Source organism: Pannonibacter sp. Q-1 (assembly GCF_054073275.1).
In genome coordinates this window covers 335,658-353,377 of record NZ_JBSXNB010000001.1, presented here as the reverse complement: position 1 = coordinate 353,377, position 17,720 = coordinate 335,658, and the positions used below count along the sequence as shown (strand labels likewise).

Genomic DNA, 17,720 nt, shown 5'->3' with positions numbered 1-17,720 from the left:
GAAAGGGTTGAAGGGCTGATCAGGCGCTGTCCGTGCCTGCGCCGCTGCCGCTTTCGGGCCAGGTGAAACGCGCCCAACCGGGCAGCGTCACATCAAGCGCCGTTCCGGCAGCGGTCAGCTGGACGCCCTTGTCGAGGGCCGCCTTCACCTTGTCAAGCCGCAGCAGCGCCAGTCCCCGGCCGCCTGAGGAGGATCCAAGCGTGCCCACCTCCTGCTCCCCGGCCAGCACCGGGCTGCCCATGGCGGGCAGGGCCTCTGCTGCTTCCACCATGACGAAGCGCTTGCGGGCCGTGGAGCGGTGCTCCATGCGCGAGACGATCTCCTGCCCCACGTAGCAGCCCTTGCGGAAGGAGACGCCGTTCAGCTGGTCCATGTCCGCGTCATGGGGGAAGATCTCGCCATAGGCAAAGTCGCTTTCGGCCTCCGGCACGCCAAGGCCGATGCGGTGGGCATGCCAATCTGCGGGCTCTGCCGCCTGCAAGCCGAGGCCTTCCAGAATGCCTGCCAGCCCCTTCGGCCCGGCAACCCGCAGCCCCAGCGCGGCAAGGCGCGGGTCGCTCGCGGCCAGAACATCCGGCGCCAGTGGCATAGCGGGCAGGGCACCGCCGAAGGCCACCGCCACCTCGTGGGTGCTGGTGCTATCCTCCAGCGTCACCTTGGCGCGAAGCCGGTAGAAACCGAGCCGCTTCACAAGCGCTGCCACCTGCGAGGCCGGCGTGTCGAGCAGGAAGCCATCCGCATCCTTCAGCACCAGAAAATCGAACAGGATCTTGCCCTGCGGTGTCAGCAAGGCGGCAAAGGCTGCTTCGCCCGTGGTCAGGCCTTCCACGTCGCGGGTCAGCAGGTTCTGCAGGAAATGCGTGGCTTCCGGCCCGCTCACCCGCACGAGGCCTCGGTCAGGCAGAAGGGCAAAACGGGCAGCGGACATGAAGGCCTCCAGTGAAACTGCGTATATCTCTCCCGTTGAGATAGCCCCGCGCCTGCCCGGCGGCAAGGCGCGGCGTTGCCGGGCAGGCTCTTTCCCGAAAAGCCTGTGGACCCGTGCGCCCTGCCAATCGTATAAGCGCGCCAGAAAAAGCCGTGCGCCAAGGCCCGCGCCGAAGATGGAAGAGGAGTCATCAATGTCTGCTGCCCATGATCTCATTCTCACCGGCGCGACGATCGTCAATCAGGACGGCACGGCCATCCGTGATGTGGCCGTGCGCGGCGGGCGCATTTCCGCCATCGGTGATCTGCGCAGCGAGACAGCGGCGGAAGTCATCGACTGCAAGGGCCTGACCATTCTGCCGGGCGTCATCGACACGCAGGTGCATTTCCGCGAGCCGGGCCTCACCCACAAGGAAGACCTTGAAACCGGTTCCCGCGCCGCCGTCATGGGCGGTGTGACGGCGGTGTTCGAGATGCCGAACACCAACCCGAACACCACCACGGCCGAAACGCTGGCGGCAAAGGTGGCGGCCGGCCATCACCGCATGCACTGCGACTTTGCCTTCTTCGTCGGCGGCACGGCGGAAAACATCGAAGAAATTCCGATGCTGGAAAAGCTGCCGGGCGCAGCCGGCATCAAGGTCTTCATCGGCTCGTCAACCGGCAACCTGCTGGTGGAGGATGACGAGAACCTGGCAAAGATCCTGAAGAAGATCACCCGCCGCGCCTCGTTCCACTGCGAGGACGAAATGCGCCTGCGCGACCGGATGAACCTGCGCGTGCCGGGTGATCCCCGTTCGCACCCGGTCTGGCGCGATGAAACGGCGGCGCTGCTGGCCACCCAGCGCCTCGTGACGCTGGCCCGCCGCCTCGGCAAGCGGGTGCATGTGCTGCATATTTCCACCGGCGACGAGATGGAATATCTGGCGGATCACCGTGATGTGGCCAGCACGGAAGTGACGCCGCATCACCTGACGCTGTTTGCCCCGGACTGCTACGAGCGGCTTGGCACCTATACCCAGATGAACCCGCCGGTGCGTGATCTATCGCATCAGAAGCGCCTGTGGTGGGGCGTCAATCAGGGTGTTGCCGATATTCTCGGCTCCGACCATGCCCCGCACACCCGCGAGGAAAAGGACCACGCCTATCCGGGCTCCCATTCCGGCATGACCGGCGTGCAGACGCTGGTGCCGACCATGCTCGATCACGTCAATGCCGGGCGGCTGACGCTGGAGCGTTTCGTCGACATGACCAGCGCCGGCCCCGCCCGCCTGTTCAACATGGCGCGCAAGGGCCGCATTGCCGTTGGCTATGACGCCGATTTCACCATCGTCGACATGAAGCGCAAGGAAACCATCCGCAACGAGTGGATCGCCTCCCGCGTGGGCTGGACGCCCTATGACGGCGTGGAAGTCACCGGCTGGCCCGTCGGCACCTTCGTGCGCGGCCACAAGGTGATGTGGCAGGGCGAGCTGAGCACTCCCTCACAGGGCGAAACCGTCCACTTCCAGGACGCCCTCCAGCCGCAGGGCTGAGGGAAGTAGCCCGAGCTGTCAGGCTGGCAGGGCGGGGTGGCGGTCTGGCCTTTACGGCACGGCGTTTCAGCCCCCCTCCCCCTGGTGGGGAGGGGTTAGGGGTGGGGGGAAGGGCCTTTCCGGCTGGCAGAGTATTCATAAATTTCACACAGCTGCTCCTCCTGATGCTTTTTCAGGTATCTGACTGTTTTTCATGTCGTTTTCGGCTCAGAGCCTCCCACCCCTTACCCCTCCCCACGAGGGGGAGGGGGGCGGAGACGTTCAGCCGCGAACCAGGTGCATCACTTCGGGCGGTTGATGCATAGAAGCCTGCGGCCGCGCCGTTCGCGTGCCTCTCCCTCTTCAAATCCGGCGAAAATGTGACGGGCGCCACAGCGGGTTCAGGGTTAAGCTTCTATGACCGGAACCGGTCAAATTCGCATACTTCGGTAACCCTGTTCCCTAACCCTAAGTACACGGAGCGTGGGTAAGGTGAGTGCGGGCTGACGGGTATGGCGTAGATGAGGCTCGCATGGTGATGGAGACGGCAACAGGATTGGTGGACGGCGGAGCGATGCGCGAGCGCATCTGGCGCGTGGCGCTGATGACGGGCTGTGCTCTTGCCATGATGCATTTCGCAGTTCCGCAGGCGAGAGCCGAAGGCCCGGCCGTGCTGAAGCAGATCGCGGGGCTGGCGAAGCCTGCCGAAGCCAGCATGACCGCCGGTGCAGCGGAAACGCTGCAGGGGGCCGTTGAGATCAGCGATCCCGAGCATCCGATGCAGATCGTCGTGTCCTTGCGCGAGCAGAACCTCAAGGTCTATCGCGGGCTGGAGCTTGTCACCTCCACGCCGGTCTCCTCCGGCAAGACCGGGCACAGCACGCCGACGGGTGTGTTCTCCATTCTCGAAAAGCGCCGCAAGCACTTTTCCAATCTCTATGACAACGCGCCGATGCCCTATATGCAGCGGCTGACCTGGTCCGGCATCGCCCTGCATGAAGGCAAGCTGCCCGGCTATCCGGCCTCGCACGGCTGTGTGCGCATGCCCATGCGCTTTGCGCAGGACCTCTTCACCATGACCCGGCACGGCATGCATGTGGTGATCACCGATGGTGAAGCCTTGCCCGCCGCGATTGCCCATTCCGCGCTGCCGCAGCCCTATCAGCCGGGTACGGCGGTGGCGAGCCTGGATGAGGCCATCCTGCCGGAAGGGCAGGGGCTGCGCGGTTCCATCATGACGGACAGCGGCACGGGATCGATCGTCACCGGCTCCATCGAGCCTCAGACACCGGCGCAGGGCGCTGCTGCGGCCGATTTCGGTACGCCGCTGCGCATGATCATCCTGCCCCGCCCCTCGGGCCGGGAAATCCACGACCTGCAGGCCATGCTGAACCGGCTCGGTTTCGAGGCGGGCCCCGTCGATGGGGTCATGGGCCGCAAGACGCGGGAAGCAATCCGTCTGTTCCAGCAAGGCTACGAGCTGCCGGTCACCGGCAATTACAGCCTCAGCTTGTTGAAGCGGGTCTACCGCGAGGCGGGCGAGGATCTGCCTCTGAACGCGGAACTGCGCATCCGGGCGAAGTTCAAGGACATCTATCAGGCAGGCGTCACCCTGAAGGATCCGAAGGCGCCCATCGGCACCGTCATCTTCACCGCGCTGGGCTTCAAGCCCGGAGACAGCGAAACCGGCTGGATGGCCGTGGTGGCGGAAGAGGCCGAAGGCATGACGCCGGCGCGCATTCTCGACCGGATCGACATGCCCGCCAATGTGCGCAAGGAGGTTGGCGCCATGCTGACGCCGGGCTCCTCGCTCATCGTCACGGACCGGTCGTTCCTGCGCAACACCGGCCTTGGCACCGACTTCGTGGTGACGACGGCGAAGTGATCCGCCGGAACGGCCGGCTGGCCGTTCCTACCGTCATGTCCCGGCCGTCATGTCTCTGTCGCGTGTCTGCAGTATCGCTCCCCCTCAGGTTCTTATCCGGCGGAAGAATCGCCGGTGGGCAGTCCCTGAGGGAGCGAACAATGCCGGTGAGCACGCTTGAAGCATCGAAAGCCAGACTGAAGAAGGCCGTCCACCGGTCCAGCGCCACGTCCCGCGAGGGCTTTCTGGAGCGCATGTTCACCTTCGCCTTCAAGGGGCTGGTCTATCCGCAGATCTGGGAAGACCCGGATGTGGATCTGGAGGCGCTGCAGCTCAAGCCGCATTCGCGCATGGTCACCATCGCCTCCGGCGGCTGCAACGTCATGTCCTATCTGACGGCCGATCCGGCGGCGATCACGGCGGTGGATCTCAACCGGGCCCATGTGGCGCTGGGCCGGCTGAAGCTGGCTGCCGCGCAGCACCTGCCGAACCATGACAGCTTCTATCGCTTCTTCGGCGAAGCGGACGAGAAGGCGAACATCGCCGCCTACGAGCGCTTCCTGCGTGACAAGCTGGATGCGGAAACCCGCAGCTATTGGGAAGGCCGTGGCATCAGCGGGCTTGGCCGCCGCCGCATCACCCTGTTCTCGCGGGATCTCTATCACCACGGTCTGCTGGGCTATTTCATCGGCGTGGGCCATTTCGTCGCCCGCCTCTATGGCATCGACCCGAAGCATTTCGTCCGCGCCCGCACGCTGGATGAGCAGCGCAGCTATTTCGAGACGGCGCTGGCGCCCCTGTTCGACAAGCGGCTGGTGCGCTGGGCAACCTCCAAGAAGATGTCGCTCTACGGCCTCGGCATTCCGCCCGCCCAGTATGAGGCGCTGGTTTCCGCCAGCCCGACGGGCGACATGTCCGATGTGTTGAAGCAGCGGCTGCAGAAGCTTGCCTGTGATTTCTCGCTCTCGGACAACTATTTCGCCTGGCAGGCCTTCAACCGGGGCTATGCGCCGCAGGGCGGGGATGAGAGCACGGGTGCCTCCGGTCCGCTGCCGCCCTATCTGAAGCGCGAGCATTTCGATGCCATCCGCGAGCGGGCCTCCCGCGTCGAGGTGGTCAACCGCAGCTTCACCGAACATCTGGAAGGCGAAGTTCCGGCCACACTCGACGCCTATGTCCTGCTCGATGCGCAGGACTGGATGACCGACGAGCAGCTGAACGCTCTGTGGACCCAGATCACCCGCACCGCCCGCCCCGGCGCCCGCGTCATCTTCCGCACCGCCGCAGAGCCGACGCTCCTGCCGGGCCGCGTGCACGATGCCATTCTGGACCGCTGGACCTATGAGGCGGAGAAGAGCCTTGAGCTGGGCCGCCGCGACCGTTCCTCCATCTATGGCGGGTTCCATCTCTATGTCTTCAATGGATGAACCCCGCAGCCAGAGCGGCGCCTCCGCTGCGCTGATGGACAGCGTGTACCGCAACCAGCGGCACATCTATGACCTGACGCGCAAATATTACCTTCTGGGCCGCGACCGGCTGATCGCCCGGCTGGTGCCGCCTGCAGGTGGTTCCGTGCTGGAACTGGGCTGCGGCACGGGCCGCAACCTGATCGAGGCGGCGCGGCTCTATCCCGACGCCCGGTTCTACGGCCTCGACATTTCGCGCGAGATGTTGGCAACGGCAGACGCGAATATCCGCCGCGCCGGGTTGGAGGACCGTATCCGGCTCGCCTGCGGCGATGCTTCGGACTTTGATGCAGAAGCCCTGTTTGGCCGGGACAGCTTCGACCGGGTGTTCATGTCCTACACCCTGTCGATGATCCCGCCCTGGCGCGAGGCGATGGCAGCAGGCTTTGCGGCGCTGGCGCCGGGTGGGCAACTGTCGGTGGTGGATTTCGGCCAGCAGGAGCGTCTGCCGGGCCTCTTCCGCCGCCTGCTGCATGCCTGGCTGGCGAAATTCCACGTCACGCCACGGGCGGATCTGTCCGGCGCCGTGGAGGCTCTTGCCGGGCAGCACAAGGCGCGCTTTGAGGCCGGTTCGCTCTATCGCGGTTATTCGGTCTGGGCGGAAGTCACCCGCGTTTGAACGGCCACAGCAGGAGTTTGTCCAACTCCCGATAAGCCTTGCTCACCGGGAGCTGGTTTCATTCGCCTGCGACGAAATAATGCAGCGTGCCGTCCGGACCAATGCCGACACGGTAGAACAGCCAAGCGCCGTAAGCGTCCATTTCCGCGAAATCGGCGGCGGTGACAATACGGTACATCTCCACCTTCTGCTCCGGTGTCAGCTTGTCGAAGGGGTAGCGGGCGAAATAGGGCCAGATGTACATTTCCTGCGGGGTTCCGGCGTCCACATGCACCCAGCCCGCTTCCATCACGTCCAGAAGGATCGCCAGGATTTCCTGGCCCTGCCCATCGCCGGAACTGTGCTTCAGGAACTCGATCGGGTCACCGATTTCCGCGAGGGACAGGGTCGGCATCATCTCGTTGCCTTCGAGCACCATGCGCATGCGCTCGACGTCGCCGCTGCGGGCCGCTTCCATCAACTGGTCCCGCATGCGGGCGACAGGCGCCGGCAGGCCCTCGGGTCCGTAATGCACCTCGGGGACAGGGAGCAGGTTCTGCGGAGAGACTTCAGAAGACTGCCCTTCTTCCGGGCTTTCGATGCCCTCGGCCGGATCAGCCTCATCCATGGGGCCGCCCGCATCATCCGCGCCGGCCTCATCGGGGATTGGGGGCAAGAGATCTTCCGGCGGAATGGCCGGGTTACCGGAGGCATTCTGCTCCGACGGGGTGACCAGGATCGTCTCGGTTCTCACGGTCGCAGCTTCCGCAGCCGGAAGCAGCAGGAGTGCAAAACAGAGGGTGGCAATGCAGTTGCGCAGCATGGTCAGACTCAGCCGGGAAGATTTTCAACGACTATACGCAGCCGCAGCGGAAAGGCCATTCAAAAGAGCCTGCGCGCTTGGCATCCTGTCCTCCTTTCGTTAAACCGCAGGCACATGTGCCATTTTTGCCAGAGTTTTCCTGCATGACGCCATCGCTTTCATATGCACTGCTTGGACTGGCAATTGGCGTGATGACCAGCGCTCCCGTCGGGCCCGTGAACATCATGGCGCTGCGAAGGGCCCTTCACCGGGGCTTCCGGTCTGGCTTTCTCGTCGGTCTTGGGGCCGTTGCGGCAGACACGCTGTTCGCCGCCGCCGCACTTTTCGGCATTTCGGTTGTGGCCGAGTTCGTCGAACTGCACGAGACGGCCATCAAGCTGGTGGGGGCGAGCGTTCTGGTCGTATTTGGCATTGCGGTGCTGCGCAGCCATCCGCACATGGATACGCAGAAAAGCAAATTCGATCACACCCTGCTGCGTGATGCCCTGGCTGCCTTTGTCATGACAATCACCAATCCGGGTGCGATCCTGGGGTTTCTGGCGATCTTCGGCAGTCTTGGCGACTGGGCTCCGCAGCCGGGCAGGCATCTGGATGCACTGAGCATGATCTGCGGTGTGGCGGCGGGGGCTTGCCTGTGGTGGGCCGTCGTGGCCGGAGGGGCAAGCGCGCTGCGTGATCGCTTTACAGACCGCTGGCTTGAAATGGTGAACCGGGCCGCCGGTGCCGTGCTGATTCTCTTTGCGGCCGGAATCCTTGTCAGCCTGCTGGGCGTATTCTGAGCGTAACGGGCTGGAAAAGGCTGATCAGAGGATCAAAAAAGATCATTGGGGGAGCGCAGGGGCCGTGTCTCGCGCTCCGCCGTTCGCCGGCGTCACTGAAGGACGCGATTGACCGAATAGTCACCGCGCAGAATACGCTCCGGCAGGCCTTCTGCCAGCTTGGCAACTGCATCTTCGCCGTAAGTGGAAACAAGATCGGCAAGCGCAGTAAACATGGCTGCGTGGGCAACAGCATCCGTATCAACGCCGCAGGCAATCGCCTCGGACCATGCATCCTGAATGAAACCAAGCGCAGCACGGCGAATATCGTCGTCTTCAAGGTATTGGACGTCCGCAGACATCTCGCTGAATTCGTCGTTGGTCATGCTGTCCCTTAGGTCTTTGCCGCTTTCGCTTCGGATGAGTCGGTGCCGTTCCCCGAATCTGCGAAGACCTTACCATGGGAAGACTACGCGGGAAGCGAGTGTGAAGGCCTTCTTAACGTCCACCCACAAATTATACGTGGAGGGTTAAGCCTTTGGTAACGGAGCGCGGCTAGCGCGCATAACGGGCCGCAACATCGCGGCTCAGCTTCTCGCCTTCCTGGACATAGGCGTTCATGGCAGCCCGTGCAGCGGGCGTACAGCTTTGATACACCGAAGAAAATCCGCGATAGCCGAGGTTGAAGCGCTCGATGTGGCGGCGCTTGCGCACTTCCCCCTGCATTTCGGCTGCCAGCAGGTCTTCCATCCGCTCCCGCCAGCTTGGCGCATCATCGCGTCCGCACAGGGGGCGCAGGAAATGCAGAGCGCCGAGGATTTCCGACAGGCGGAGCAACTGGCGTTCATAAGGGGCTTCGGACAGCGGATCCTGCGCGCGAACCGGCAAAGCCGCGAGCATCAGGACAGCCGCTGCAAGGCCGGCAAGGGCTCTTATGGTCATGCGGCGCCGGGCGCTGGTGTGTGTGCTGGAGTCCATTGGGTCCCTGCCTGTCCGGCAGGATAATGGGCTGCAAGGACCGGCGGTGCAAGGCCGCGGTTGCCCCGTCAACAGGCCATCAGTTTCCGGATGCGTTCGGCAGTGCCGGGAGTCATTTCAAGGCTGCCGAGCGCGGAGAGCGGCTTGAAACAGGCCTCTGCCGCATCATCGCCCGCGATGGGTTCGCCTGAAACATGTGCGCCCATGAAGATGGTCAGATGAAACCGGGCCCGAATCGCCCCGCTTTCGTCCCGGCTGTCGATGGTAAGCGTTCCGGCCGGCTCTCCCAGCTCTGCGGTGACGCCGGTTTCCTCCAGAAGTTCGCGCTGTGCCGCCTGCAGAGGAGTCTCACCAGCCTCCAGCTTGCCGCCCGGCAGGCTCCAGCATCCTGCATAGGGCGCCTTGCCCCGCCGGATGATCAGAACGTCCCCATTCCTGTGGCAGAGGATGCTGACGCCGGGAACAAGTGGAGGAGGAGGGAGCGTCCCGGACATGGTTCAGGCAAACCGGCTTCAGGCAAACAGGGCGTCGATTTCCGCCTGCGCTTCCGAGCCTTCGTGGGCGGGGACATCCTGCGCGCTGATATGGCCGTGGATGACGCCGCTGGCCATGGCGATCAGCGGCTTGATCTCGTTTGTCGCCTTCTCCGCCAGCTCAAAGGCGACCTCCGACGGTGACACAGCGCTGCGAATCATGTCCTGCGAATTCAGCACCGCCGAATTGATTCCGGAAACGAGCGTTTCCAGATGCGCGCGCAGACGCACGGGGGCGGCATGATAGGCCTCAATGGCCAGCTGGCGTTCGGAGAAACTGGAGTTCTCAAAATGGGTCTCGTAGTCCGCCGGGCTCCAGGCGAGCACGTCCTCGGCGCATTCCGGCATGGCCGGGAGCATTTCGAGCAGCATCACCACTTCGTTGAAGTGGTTCAGATAGTCGGTTGCAAGGCCAGTCGCCGGGTTGATATTGGCTTTGACAAGCCGCTCGGCGGACAGATCGCCGGTGCCCAGCACTGGATCCTCCTGCGTCATGCCATCCCCCCGGTTGAACTCTACTTCTCCCGAACCTAACCTGCCTTTGTTGCCAAAGAACTAATCAGATCACTGCAAGGATTTTCATGTGCGGACGCTTCACCCTGACGTCATCCCCGCAAGCGCTGGAGCAGCTGTTTGACTACCGGGACCGGCCGGACTTTCCGCCGCGCTACAATATTGCCCCCACCCAGCCGGTTGCCACCGTCCGGCATGAGCATGGCCAGCGGCGGTTCGCGCTGGTGCGCTGGGGATTGATTCCCGGCTGGGTGAAAGATCCGGCCAGCTTTACCCTCCTGGTCAATGCAAGGGCGGAGACGGCAGCGGAAAAGCCTTCGTTCCGTGCGGCCATGCGCCATCACCGCTGCCTCGTGCCGATGGACGGCTTTTACGAATGGCGGCGGACAGGCGGGCAAAAGCAGCCCTTCTTCATCCGGCCTGCGGGCGGTGGGTTGATGGCGGTGGCCGGGCTGTGGGACACATGGTCCGATCCGTCGGGCGGCGAGATCGACACCGGCGCCCTGCTGACCGTGCCTGCCAACCGCGCCATGCAGGCCGTGCACGACCGCATGCCGGCCATTCTTTTCGAACAGGATTTCGACGCCTGGCTGGATACGGGGCAGGTGAGGGCGGAGGAAGCGCGCCGCCTGCTGCGGCCGGTGGCGGATGACTATCTGGAGTTCATCCCCGTATCGTCCCGCGTCAACAGTGCCGCGCAGGATGATCCGGGGCTGACCGAGCGGGCCGCCGGGGCGGCGCCCGATGCTGCCTCTGAAAAAGCTCCGAAAACCCGTCCCGCCCGTAGAAAGGCGCAAGAAGACGGTGGCAATTCCGGTCAGCTTGATCTTTTCTAGGAAGATTGCCGTTTTCTGCGGCGGCCTAAACGGAAATGTAAATGCCTTCGCGTTAGCTTTGCTCTACCAGACATGGAAGGGAGCCAGATGCGGGCCGCGTTGAATGATCACCTGGCTGAAGTGCCGGAGCCCATGGCTGCCCGCCTGGTGCGCCCGATGCGTCGGGATGATCTTCCGGTCGTCGCTGGGCTCTTTGGCCGTGTGTTCCGGCCCTCCGGGGTCAGGGATGCGGCCGCGCTCGAAGCCTATCTCGGCGAATTGCTGTTCGGCAGCCCATCCTACAGCGAGGCATCCGGCAGCCTCGTGCATGACCATCCCTGTTCCGGCATCAAGGCGGCGGTGCTCGCCATTCCCATGGCCTTCAGCGTCGAGGGGCGGCCTGTCACGGCGCGGCTTTTGTGCTCCTTCATGTCGGAAGGGCGGGAGGGGCAGTCGGGCGCCGCGCGGATTGCGCGCTGCTTGAGGGCCAGCACACAGGATCTCCTTCTGTCCGACAGCGCCTCGCCGCTCAGCGCCAGCCACTGGATTGCCGGTGGCGGTCAGGTGCTGACGACGCAGAGCCTGGCATGGCGGCGGGTGATGCGGCCCGCCTCGGCAGCCCGGTTGATCGCTGGTCAGAGCCTGCCGCGTCTGCGTCCCTTGCTGGGGTTGCTGCCTTGTGGTGCGGTTGATGCTCTTGCCCGGCGGCTGAAGCCTGCGCTTATCCCGGAAGAGCTGACCGGGCTTGGTGTGGAAGAAACGGATGCTGCCGGTTTCCTGCAGGCCGCAAGACCGCTGCTTGCCCGCTTCCCGGTTCATCCCCTGTGGCCGGATGAAGAGTTTGCCTGGCTGACCGGCCTTGCCGCCCGGAACCTTGCGCTCGGAACCTTGCGCTTTGCCCTGGCCAAAGATGGCAAGGGCAGCTTTGCGGCTCTGGCCTGGTACAGCGATGGGCGCAGGGCAACGGTTCTGCATCTGCTGACAGAAGAGGGCCGGGAGCTCGACGCCGCGGCCGCCATGCTGGCCGCCTTCGAGGCTGAGGGTCTGACAATGGCCGAGGGCATGGCAAAACCCAGCCTGATGCGCGCGCTTCTTTCCCAGCGCTGGATCAGCTTTTCCCCGCGCGGCCTGTTCTGCATTGGCAGCCGGTTTGCCAGCGTCAATGACGCCGCGCGCCGCGGGGATCTTTATGCGGGCGGCTTTGCCTCCGAAAGCTGGAGCCGGCTGTTGACGGATCTTTGATCCGCTCCCCAGCATGGTGATTGCGCCTGTCCTTTTCGGGCGGAGAGCGGTAAGAGGCGATCAGAAATACCGCACGCAGGAAAGGGCTGACCATGGCCGAAGAAGAAGAGACCGCATCCTTCGACGAGGATGCGCTGGCCGGGGTCTATAACCGGGGCCTCGAGCTCGAAAAGGCCGGGGATCTGGATGGTGCGGAAGCCGCCTACCGGGAAGCCCTGACCATCGATCCGGCGGACCATTGCGGCGCCAGCGTGCGCCTGGCCGCCATGGGCCGGGACACGGCGCCCGATGCCATGCCGGAAGCCTATGTGGCGACGCTCTTCGACCAGCATGCAGATGTGTTCGAGGCCATTCTCGTCGATCAGCTCGGCTACTGCGTGCCGCTCCTGCTGCGCGAGCAGCTGCGCAGCCATGCGCCGGGGCCTTACAACACCGGGCTGGATCTGGGTTGCGGCACGGGGCTCACCGGTGAGGCGCTGGGCGATATCTGCGAGGTGATGACCGGCGTCGACCTGTCCGAAAAGATCGTCGAGATCGCCTTCGACCGGGAGGTCTATACCGACCTTTACGTCGGCGAGGCGGTCGCCTTTCTGGAGGAGTTCGAGGACGACGACGGCCAGCGCCCGGTCTATGACCTGATCGCGGCAACGGACGTCTTCCCCTATCTCGGCAAGGTCGAGCGGATTGTGGCAGCCGCCGCAGACCGGCTGAACCCGGGCGGCGTTCTCGGCTTCTCGACCGAGACCCTGCCGGACGAAGCGCTGGGCGGGAAGGACTATCTCGTCGGCCCGAAGCGGCGCTATGCCCATTCCCAGGGATATCTGACCCGCGTGCTCGAAGCGCATGGCTTCACCATTCTGGCCATGGACCCGATCACCGTGCGCCTGGAAGAAGGCGAGCCGGTGCCCGGCCATCTGGTGCTTGCCCGCCGGGGCTAAGAAAAGCCGGGCCGCATGGATCTGTTGCTAGCCCAGTTCGAGGGTCGTGATCCCGAACACACCATCCAGCCGGATGGCAGGGGCTGGACCGCAGCACATGCGGCTCGTCTCGAAGCCGGGGGCAAATCCGGCGTCTTCCAGAAAGCGGATGAAGTCTCCGGCCGTCTCCGGGACGTCGATATGGATGCCGCCCTCGCATCCTTCTGCGAGCGCTGTGAACAGGGATCCGGCAACGGCTGCATCTCCGGCGAAGAGCGGGCCGATCTTCCAGCCCTCGCGGCAGGGGCGCGCCACCCCATACCCACGCAAGGTGCTGCCCTCGAACGCGGCAAGCGCCCGGCGCGGCCGCGTCAGCCACTGGCTGAGAAACCCGGTTCTTGGCGCAGGGAAATATGCGCGGTCGAAGGCTTCGACGGCCGGCATGTCTGCGCTTTCCAGCGGGCGGATGCCGCCAGCTTTGTCCGCGTGGGCAGAGTGTCCGCTGTAGCGGATGGTCCTGTACTGTGAGACGAAGCCCATTGAGCGGTAATTCGCTTGCTGTTCCGGCACACCATCAAGCCCGATGGTCCGGCCCTCAAGGTGTCTGAGGCCGGCGTTCCAGACGGCTTTGCCATAGCCTTGCCCGCGAAAGTCCGGATGGCAGATGTAAAGCCCGATGAAGCCGAAGTCCTCACCATAGCGGACGGCCGAGATCCCGGCAGCCATTTCCCCTTCGGCGAAGGCGCCCAGGAAGCCGCCGACATCGGCGGCCTGAAACACCGCGGCATCGTCAAGGCCGGGGTTCCAGCCTTCGGCCTCAGCCCAGCCGATAAGCTGTTCCACTTCCGCCGTGGTGAGCTGGCGGATCACGGGGCCGGTCATTGTGCAGGCTCCGCTTCATGGGCAAAGCCAGCGAGCAGGCCGGAGAAGGGTTTGCGGGCCGGCGTCGAATAGGCTCCGCGCTTGCCGGTCGACAGACCCAGAGCGAGCAGTGCTTCGGCCTGCTTGACCGCTGCCCCCACGCCATCGATGACGGGCACCCTGAATTCCCGCTGCAGGGAAGCAGCCAGATCCGCCATGCCGGCGCAGCCCAGAACAATGGCTTCTGCGTGGTCTTCCCCAAGCGCACTTGAGATTTCGCTGCGCAGCCGGTCCACCGCATTGGAGGCGGGGTTTTCCAGCTCCAGCACGGGCACACCCGCAGCGCGCACGCGCACCCGCGAACTCATGCCGTAGCGATGCACAAGCTCCTCGACCGGAACGATGGACAGATACGACATCGTCACCACGGTGATGCGCCGGGCGACAAAGGAGGCAAGGCTGAGCGCTGCCTCGCAGATGCCGATCACCGGAATGGTGGCCAGAGCACGAGCGGCATCAAGGCCCGTATCATCGAAACAGGCAATCACGGCGGCAGCAGCGCCCTCACGTTCGCCCTCGCGGATGGCCGTCAGGACGCCGGGAATGGCCAGCACCTCGTCGTAATAGCCTTCGATCGAGGCGGGCCCCATGGCGGAGGTAACCGCGCAGATGTCGCTGGATGGTGCGGCGGCCCCCCGGGCGGCTTTGGCAATGGTCTGTGTCATCGATGCCGTGGTGTTGGGATTGATGACAAGAATACGCTGGTTGCTGATGGCCGTCATCCCTTGGTCCTGCGCCGGTTGAGCCAGACGATGACACCGAGCGCCGTGCCGATGACCGTCAGCGAGAACAGGGTGGTCACGGTGCCAAGGGCATAGAGTACAGGCGTCGTTACATTGGTGGTCATGGCATAGATTTCGAGCGGCAGCGTGTTGTAGGTGCCTGCCGTCATCAGGGTTCTTGCGAATTCGTCATAGGACAGCGTGAAGCCGAAGAGCCCGACGCCGGTGAGCATCGGCGCGATCATCGGCAGGACAACATGGCGGAACGTCTGCCAGGACGAGGCGCCAAGGTCGCGCGCCGCTTCTTCGTAGGAGGGGGAAAAGCGGTTGAAGACGGCGAACATGATCAGAACACCGAAGGGCAATGTCCAGGTCAGGTGCGCCCCGAAGGCCGAGCCGTACCAGGAGGGGCGCAGGCCAAGCTGCTGGAACATGACCCCGATCCCGAGCGAGACGACGATGGACGGCACGACGAGGCTGGCGACCGAGAGATAGAACAATGGCGTTGCACCGGAAAACCTGCGCCGGAAGGCAAGTCCGGCCAGCAGGGAGACAAGCACCGTCACGCTCATCACCATCAGCCCGAGCGAGAAGGAGCGGCGGAACGAGCCGCCGAAATCACCGACGGCCTGCTGCTGGGTGAGGTTGTGGAACCAGTGCAGCGAGACGCCGTTCATGGGGAAGGTCAGCCCGCCGTTCGGCCCCTGAAACGACAGCATGACGATGGCCGACAGAGGCCCATAGAGGAAGACGACGAACAGGGCGAAAAAGACCGCGAGCACCCAGAAGCTGCGTCCGCGTTTTTCGGAGATCATGTCAAAGCTCCTTGCGGATATCGACGGCGCGCAGGATTGCGGCGACCATCAGCAGCACGACAACCAGCAGCACCACCGCATTGGCGGCTGCCGCCGGATATTGCAGCAGGGACATCTGGTTGCGCATCATCAGCGCCACCGACGCGCTCTGCCCGCCGCCCATCACCAGAACGGTGACGAAATCGGCCATTACAAGCGTGACGACAAAGATGGTGCCGATGGCCATGCCGGGCTTGGCAAGCGGCAGGATGACGTTCCACAGGATCTGGAAGCTGCTGGCGCCCGCATCCCGTGCGGCCTCGATGAGCGAACGGTCGATGCGCATCAGCGTGTTGAAGACCGGCGTCACCATGAACAGCGTGTAGAGATGCACCATGGCCAGCACGATGGCGAAGTCCGAATAGAGCAGCCATTCGATGGGCTCGGATATGATGCCGGCCTGCATCAGCCCGGAGTTCACCAGCCCGTTGCGCCCCAGCACGGGGATCCAGGAGATCATGCGGATGATGTTCGACGTGAGAAAGGGCACGGTGCAGACGAGGAACAGCACCATCTGCATGGCGGCCGTGCGGATGTGGAAGGCGAGGAAATAGGCCACCCAGAACCCGAGGACCAGCGTGATGGCCCAGACCATGGCCGCATATTTCAGCGTGTTGAGATAGATCCGCCAGGTCACCCGGGAACCGAGGGTTTCGGCATAGTTGGTCATGACGAAATCCGGGTAGAGCCGGGCAAAGTCATAATCCCAGAAGCTCACCACCGCGATCATCAGGACGGGAGCCAGCAGAAAGAACCCGAGAATGGCCGCAAGGGGAAAGGCCTGGAGATAGGCGGAGAACCGGTCAAAAAACGCGGTCAGCACACCGGCGGCCGGTGTGCCCGTGACCGGAACCGCTGACGGCTTTGCGGCTTGCGATGCCATATGGCTGTCTCCCAGGGAATATCCGCTGACTGTGACCGGTCCTCCTCCCCGCGGCAGCAGGGAGGAGGGGGATGCGATGATCAGGAGGCGATGAACTCGTTCCAGCGGCGGACCATGTAGCGGTCTTCGTCCATGACCGAGTTCCAGCAGGCAACCTTGCCCATGCGCTCTTCGAAGGAGCCGCCGTCACGCACGGCGCCGGCCGTTTCCATGACCGTGCCATCGGGGGCAAGAATGTCGCCCTGCGCAGGCTTGCCCTCGATCCAGTAGCCCCATTCATCCGCCGACATGTAGTCCTTGGCCGTTTCCATGCAGGCCGAGTAATAGCCCTGGCGGTTGAGATAGCCGCCGACCCAGCCGGAGGTGTACCAGTTGATGTACTCATAGGCCGCGTCGAGCTTGGCGCCCGACAGGTGGGCGGCCAGGCCAAGACCGCCGCCCCAGGAGCGGTAGCCTTCCTTGAGGGGCTGGTATTTGCAGGCAATGCCGCGCGAACGGACGGCGGCGACGGCGGGTGACCACATGGACTGGATGATCACTTCGCCCGATGCCATCAGGTTGACGCTCTCGTCGAAGCTTTTCCAGAAGGCGCGGAACTGGCCGTTGCGCTTGGCTTCGATGAGGAAGTCGATGGTGGCATCGATTTCCTGCACCGTCATGTTGCCCTTGTCGGCATAGGTGATGTTGCCCATCGCCTCCATGATCATCGCCGCGTCCATGATGCCGATGGAGGGGATGTTGAGGATCGAGGTCTTGCCGCGGAAGGCCGGGTCCATGATATCGGCCCAGGTCGTGATTTCGCGGCCCACCAGATCCGGGCGGATGCCCAGGGTGTCGGCGTTGTAGATGGTCGGGACCATGGTGAACCAGCCGGTTTCGCCCGTGGCAAAGGTGCGGCTGTCCGGCCCTTCGACGAAGCCCACCGTGTGGGGCGCCGTGCCTTGCGCAATCACGCTGTCCGGCAGCAGCTTGCCGGTTTTGAACAGCGGCACGATCTTGTCGTAATAGGTGAGGCGCGAGGTATCCATCGGCTGGATGACGCCGGACGGGAACACCTTCTTCAGGATCCAGTATTCGATGTCGGCAATATCGTAGCTGTCCGGCTGGGTGACGGCGCGCTGGGCGGCAGCATCGGAATCGCTCGCCGTCATCTCCAGCGTGATGCCGAGGTCTTCCTTGCATTTTTCGGCGATGGCATTGAGGTTGGAAACGCCGGTGCCGAACTGGCGCAGGGTGATCGGGTTCTGCGCCCAGATGGTCGGGAAGCCGGTGATGGCACCCGAACCGGCGGCAAGACCGGCGGCCGCAGCCCCGGCCTTGAGAAGCGAACGCCGGGAAATATCAGTCTTGCTGCTGGTCTGGTCTGTCATGGCATGTCCCCTTGTTTTTGAT

General features: G+C 64.0%; 19 protein-coding genes. 8 read left to right on the top strand and 11 right to left on the bottom strand.

The genetic code is table 11. From position 1 onward, the window contains the following. Nucleotides 1–19 precede the first annotated feature (19 nt). Nucleotides 20–928 carry a CAF17-like 4Fe-4S cluster assembly/insertion protein YgfZ gene (ygfZ, locus tag ACVNHC_RS01605; RefSeq protein ID WP_457166265.1) on the bottom strand — a complete coding sequence of 303 codons (909 nt, stop codon included), beginning with the start codon at nt 926–928 and terminating at the stop codon, nt 20–22. Between the two features lie 193 nt (nt 929–1,121). On the opposite strand from ygfZ, the gene ACVNHC_RS01600 reads away from it, so the two are divergent. From ACVNHC_RS01600 to ACVNHC_RS01585, 4 genes are all read left to right on the top strand, one after another. After that, entirely contained in the window at nt 1,122–2,462 is a 1,341-nt protein-coding gene (locus tag ACVNHC_RS01600) for a dihydroorotase (RefSeq protein ID WP_457166264.1), read from the top strand. A gap of 511 nt (nt 2,463–2,973) precedes the next feature. Beyond that, nucleotides 2,974–4,326, top strand: coding sequence for a L,D-transpeptidase family protein (locus ACVNHC_RS01595; RefSeq protein ID WP_457166263.1), 1,353 nt, complete (start codon nt 2,974–2,976; stop codon nt 4,324–4,326). A 140-nt stretch (nt 4,327–4,466) separates the two neighbouring features. After that, nucleotides 4,467–5,732, top strand: a complete 1,266-nt coding sequence (locus ACVNHC_RS01590) for a DUF3419 family protein (RefSeq protein ID WP_058897777.1) — start codon at nt 4,467–4,469, stop codon at nt 5,730–5,732. Then, a complete protein-coding gene (locus tag ACVNHC_RS01585; RefSeq protein ID WP_457166262.1) occupies nt 5,716–6,390 on the top strand; it encodes a class I SAM-dependent methyltransferase in 675 nt (224 codons plus the stop codon). The genes ACVNHC_RS01590 and ACVNHC_RS01585 overlap by 17 nt, the downstream gene beginning before the upstream one ends. A 58-nt stretch (nt 6,391–6,448) precedes the next feature. Here the strand turns inward: ACVNHC_RS01585 and ACVNHC_RS01580 are convergent, their stop codons facing one another. Further along, a complete protein-coding gene (locus tag ACVNHC_RS01580; RefSeq protein WP_457166261.1) occupies nt 6,449–7,192 on the bottom strand; it encodes a hypothetical protein in 744 nt (247 codons plus the stop codon). Nucleotides 7,193–7,383: 191 nt separating this feature from the next. On the opposite strand from ACVNHC_RS01580, the gene ACVNHC_RS01575 reads away from it, so the two are divergent. After that, on the top strand, nt 7,384–7,971 hold the full coding sequence (locus ACVNHC_RS01575) for a LysE family translocator (RefSeq protein WP_208977287.1): 588 nt from the start codon (nt 7,384–7,386) through the stop codon (nt 7,969–7,971). A 92-nt stretch (nt 7,972–8,063) separates the two neighbouring features. Here ACVNHC_RS01575 and ACVNHC_RS01570 read toward each other — a convergent pair whose 3' ends face one another. From ACVNHC_RS01570 to ACVNHC_RS01555, 4 genes are all read right to left on the bottom strand, one after another. After that, the gene (locus ACVNHC_RS01570) at nt 8,064–8,336 is read right to left on the bottom strand and encodes a hypothetical protein (RefSeq protein WP_050471916.1); all 273 of its coding nucleotides are present in this window, start codon (nt 8,334–8,336) and stop codon (nt 8,064–8,066) included. Between the two features lie 169 nt (nt 8,337–8,505). Continuing rightward, a complete protein-coding gene (locus ACVNHC_RS01565; RefSeq protein ID WP_058897775.1) occupies nt 8,506–8,928 on the bottom strand; it encodes a TIGR02301 family protein in 423 nt (140 codons plus the stop codon). Nucleotides 8,929–8,996: 68 nt separating this feature from the next. After that, entirely contained in the window at nt 8,997–9,422 is a 426-nt protein-coding gene (locus ACVNHC_RS01560; RefSeq protein ID WP_457166260.1) for an NUDIX hydrolase, read from the bottom strand. Nucleotides 9,423–9,440: 18 nt separating this feature from the next. Continuing rightward, nucleotides 9,441–9,956 (bottom strand): hypothetical protein, encoded by a 516-nt coding sequence (locus tag ACVNHC_RS01555; protein WP_058897773.1) that lies wholly within the window; start codon nt 9,954–9,956, stop codon nt 9,441–9,443. A gap of 86 nt (nt 9,957–10,042) precedes the next feature. On the opposite strand from ACVNHC_RS01555, the gene ACVNHC_RS01550 reads away from it, so the two are divergent. From ACVNHC_RS01550 to ACVNHC_RS01540, 3 genes are all read left to right on the top strand, one after another. After that, a complete protein-coding gene (locus ACVNHC_RS01550) occupies nt 10,043–10,810 on the top strand; it encodes an SOS response-associated peptidase (protein ID WP_457166259.1) in 768 nt (255 codons plus the stop codon). A gap of 132 nt (nt 10,811–10,942) precedes the next feature. Continuing rightward, on the top strand, nt 10,943–12,031 hold the full coding sequence (locus ACVNHC_RS01545; protein WP_457166258.1) for a GNAT family N-acetyltransferase: 1,089 nt from the start codon (nt 10,943–10,945) through the stop codon (nt 12,029–12,031). A gap of 92 nt (nt 12,032–12,123) precedes the next feature. Continuing rightward, nucleotides 12,124–12,969 carry a methyltransferase gene (locus ACVNHC_RS01540; protein WP_457166257.1) on the top strand — a complete coding sequence of 282 codons (846 nt, stop codon included), beginning with the start codon at nt 12,124–12,126 and terminating at the stop codon, nt 12,967–12,969. Between the two features lie 27 nt (nt 12,970–12,996). Here ACVNHC_RS01540 and ACVNHC_RS01535 read toward each other — a convergent pair whose 3' ends face one another. The 5 genes from ACVNHC_RS01535 to ACVNHC_RS01515 form a co-directional block, all read right to left on the bottom strand. Further along, nucleotides 12,997–13,830 carry a GNAT family N-acetyltransferase gene (locus tag ACVNHC_RS01535; RefSeq protein ID WP_457166256.1) on the bottom strand — a complete coding sequence of 278 codons (834 nt, stop codon included), beginning with the start codon at nt 13,828–13,830 and terminating at the stop codon, nt 12,997–12,999. Continuing rightward, a complete protein-coding gene (locus ACVNHC_RS01530; RefSeq protein ID WP_457166255.1) occupies nt 13,827–14,591 on the bottom strand; it encodes an aspartate/glutamate racemase family protein in 765 nt (254 codons plus the stop codon). The genes ACVNHC_RS01535 and ACVNHC_RS01530 overlap by 4 nt, the downstream gene beginning before the upstream one ends. Further along, nucleotides 14,588–15,406 (bottom strand): ABC transporter permease, encoded by an 819-nt coding sequence (locus ACVNHC_RS01525; protein WP_050471907.1) that lies wholly within the window; start codon nt 15,404–15,406, stop codon nt 14,588–14,590. The genes ACVNHC_RS01530 and ACVNHC_RS01525 overlap by 4 nt, the downstream gene beginning before the upstream one ends. Nucleotide 15,407: 1 nt before the next feature. After that, nucleotides 15,408–16,328 (bottom strand): ABC transporter permease, encoded by a 921-nt coding sequence (locus ACVNHC_RS01520; RefSeq protein ID WP_082205829.1) that lies wholly within the window; start codon nt 16,326–16,328, stop codon nt 15,408–15,410. Between the two features lie 80 nt (nt 16,329–16,408). Then, entirely contained in the window at nt 16,409–17,698 is a 1,290-nt protein-coding gene (locus tag ACVNHC_RS01515; protein ID WP_457166254.1) for an ABC transporter substrate-binding protein, read from the bottom strand. Nucleotides 17,699–17,720: the final 22 nt, after the last annotated feature.